Consider the following 3,459-nt stretch of genomic DNA (forward strand, 5'->3'; position numbering starts at 1 on the left):
ACGTCGCCGGGCAGGGCGGTGCCAGCGTCGCCAGCCGTGTCGAGAATGCGAAAGGCACGCCCGCATCCGCGCCGGTCATCCGCCTTGCGTCCTCCAAACCGGAGTACGTGACCGGTGGCGACGCATTGATCGATGTGATGCTGCCGAAAGTATCCGACGCCAATGGCCGGCGCACGCTGGTGGTGGAAGTGAACGGCGAGGACCAGTCCTCCGCCTTCAAGCCGGACCCGATGAACGAGGGCCACATGATCGGTCTCGTCACCGGATTGAAGGAGGGCGGAAACACCATCGTGGCCCGCTGGGTCGGCACGTCCGGCAAGCTGCACCTCACCAATTACCCGGTCACCGGACCTGTCTTCTCGGGTCCGCACCAGAAGCCGTATCTCTGCCAGACCGATACCTTCCGCATATATCCGAATGGTCCGCTGCTCGGCGCCGCCACCGATGAAAACTGTTCGGTGCCGACCCAGGTGCACTACCTGTACCGTGCGCTCGACAACAGCTACAAGCCCTATGACGCCAACGCGGCGGCGCCCGCCGACATGACCACGACCACCACGAAGGACGGCGCGACGGTACCCTATATCGTGCGCCTCGAGACGGGGACGATCAACCGCGCGATCTACCAGACCGCGATCCTGCACGATCCGAAGTCGGAGGCATCGATCGATCCGACCGCCACCACGAAAGGATGGAACAAGCGGCTGGTGTATCCCTTCGGCGGCGGATGCGGCGGCGGCTGGTACCGGCAGGGCAATGCCACCGGCGGCGTGCTGAACCACGACATTCTTTCGCAGGGCTACGGCCTGGCATCGGCCTCGCTGAATGTATTCGGCACCAACTGCAACGATGTGCTCTCCGCCGAGACCGTCATGATGGTCAAGGAGCGCTTCATCGAAACTGTCGGCCGGCCGAACTACACCATCGGCTGGAGCTGCTCCGGCGCGGCAATGCAGCAGTACATGATCGGCAACAACTATCCCGGACTGCTGGACGGCATCATCCCGAGCTGCAGTTTCCCCGACCCGAGCAACCCGGCCAGCACCGATGCGCGCCTGCTCTACAACTACTTCAACTTCAACAAGGGCACCGCATGGACGCAGGTAGAACTGGCGTCCGCATCCGGCTACTGGGGCTACAACCACGTTAACAACCAGAACTCGGTCTGGGCCAACCGCTTCGACACCATCGCCAACCGTCCGAACGGCTATACCTCGGCGGTATTCAATGCCGTCGTGCCGCAAGGCGCGCGCTTCGATCCGGTCACCAATCCGATGGGCGCACGGCCAACCCATTGGGACCATGGCGTGAACATGTTCGGCCGCGACCCGGATACCGGCTATGCGCGCCGCGCGATGGACAACGTCGGCGTGCAATACGGCCTCGGCGCCCTGAACGAAGGCAGGATCACAAAGGAGCAATTCCTCGACCTGAATGAAAAGATCGGCGGCTACGACATCAACGGCACCTTCACGCCGCAGCGCACCCAAGGCGACCCGATCGGCATCGCCAACGCCTACCAGACGGGCCGCATCATGCTCGGCAATGGCGGGCTGGCTTCCATGCCGATCATCGACTGGGACCAGCTCGACACGGAGGAGCTGCCCACCGGCGACCTGCACCTGAAGTTCTTCCATTACATGACGCGCGAGCGGCTCATCAAGTCGAACGGCAACGCGGACAACATGGTGATGTGGAACGGCGGCTCCATCAACACGGCCTTCATCGGCATGCAGGCGTTGGCCCGGATGGATGAATGGCTGGCCAGGATCGAGGCCGACACCACGGACGCCCCGCGCCGCGACAAGGTCATCCGCAACAAGCCGGCCAACCTGTCGGACGGCTGCTGGGCACCCGGCGCCAGCGGCGTCGCCGCACCCGTGTTCATCAAGGAGAAGCAGTTCCTCGGCACGCGTGGTTCGTCGACCTGCAATACGCTGTATCCGGGATATTCCTATCCGCGCGGCGTCGCAGGGGAGCCGGCGGCTTCCGACATCGTGAAGTGCGAGCTGCGTCCGATCGATGCCGCGGATTACAAGCAGGCGTTCACCGCGCCCGAGCTGGCCCGCCTGAACGCCGTCTTCCCGGAAGGCGTGTGTGACTACAGCAAGCCGGGCATCGGCCAGCGTCCGCTGGCGGGAACGTGGCTGCACTATACGAACCCGGGCGAGTTCGTGAAGAAGGTGGACTGACGGGACTGCCGTTCGCCCGCCGGGTGGCAGGAATGCCCGGTGCGGTGGATGGCGTTTCGGTACCGCTTTTGCTGGCGGAATGAGAAAAGGACCCGTGGAATGCGGGTCCTTTTTTTTCTTGCTCGGGTGATCAGAAATGTTCTTGTGACGTCGCTTGAAGATGCAATGCCCTTAAAAAAAACGACGTGATTTTTCGAATTGCAAGTTCAGCTCATCGACCAAGAGAAGCGCTCATCGAACAGAGTTGGAACGCCTGATCTATGACTTCCAGGGCAGGGCGATGGACTGGCCGTCAGGAAAATGCGCCTCGACCGGGCTCATCGAAAACACCGCGACGAACTGCAGCGGCTCCTTGCCGACGCTGATGATCTGGTGGTCGGCGTTGGCGGGAATCACAATGGTCGTATTCGGGCCGAAGCGCTCGACCTTGCCTGCGATATGCAGTTCGCCCTCGCCGGCGCTGCACATCACCACTTCCTCGCAATCATGCCTGTGCGGCGGCGTCGCGCCGCCCGGCGCAACCGACTGCTGCCAAACTGAAATTTTGCGCAAGCCATCGGCGCTGCCCGCCAGCGTGGCGTGATCGATTCCGGGAATGCCGCTCGGGCTCGGTACCTGGTTGGAAAGCACGTACATGTCATCGCTCCTCATGGTTGATTGGATATGGTTTACCGGACCGTCCGGAGGACGGATGCAGGGCAGTATCGATCATTGCCGGTGATTCCGGAATAACCATGGGTGGCATAATATTGAGGAAAAATTTTCCTCAATTCCGGAGTCCAGGATGAGCGGATTCAGCCAGTTCTTCGCCTTTGCCTGTGCCGCCCGGCACGGCAGTTTCGCCCGGGCCGGACGCGAACTCGGCGTCACGCCATCGACCGTCGCCAAGCGCATCGTCCGGCTGGAAGAACAGCTCGGCATCAAGCTGTTCCACCGCACGACACGGCAGGTCTCGCTGACCTCCGACGGCGAGGCGCTGTTTGCGCGTTGCGAAAAAATCCTGGCCGATATCGACGAACTCGAAGCGCTCGCCGCAGGCACGGGCGGCGAACCGCGCGGTGAATTGCGCATCAATGCGCCGATTGCCTATGGCAAGCGCATGGTGCTTCCGGTGGTCGCGGACCTGCTGCTGCGCCATCCCGGCATGACGGCCGACGTCCGCCTGACGGACCAGGTGTGCGACCTGATCAAGGACGGCATGGATGCGGCCATCCGCATCATGCCCCTGGAAGACTCGCGGCTGGCCAGCCGCCAGATTGGTGTGCAG

The 3,459-nt window shown here is 62.6% G+C and carries 3 protein-coding genes; 2 read left to right on the forward strand and 1 reads right to left on the reverse strand.

Going from position 1 to position 3,459, the window contains the following annotated elements; genetic code table 11:
• A partial coding sequence (locus V7080_RS24800) for a DUF6351 family protein (protein WP_334191045.1) occupies positions 1–2,192 on the forward strand: 2,192 nt, incomplete at its 5' end.
• A 258-nt stretch (positions 2,193–2,450) separates the two neighbouring features.
• Here the strand turns inward: V7080_RS24800 and V7080_RS24805 are convergent.
• Positions 2,451–2,828: a cupin domain-containing protein gene (locus V7080_RS24805; RefSeq protein ID WP_334191046.1), complete on the reverse strand. Its 378-nt coding sequence runs from the start codon at positions 2,826–2,828 to the stop codon at positions 2,451–2,453.
• A 148-nt stretch (positions 2,829–2,976) separates the two neighbouring features.
• On the opposite strand from V7080_RS24805, the gene V7080_RS24810 reads away from it, so the two are divergent.
• Positions 2,977–3,459: LysR family transcriptional regulator (locus tag V7080_RS24810; protein ID WP_334191047.1), on the forward strand; the 483-nt coding region annotated here is incomplete at its 3' end.

The organism is Noviherbaspirillum sp., from assembly GCF_036846085.1.
Taxonomy (GTDB): domain Bacteria; phylum Pseudomonadota; class Gammaproteobacteria; order Burkholderiales; family Burkholderiaceae_D; genus Noviherbaspirillum.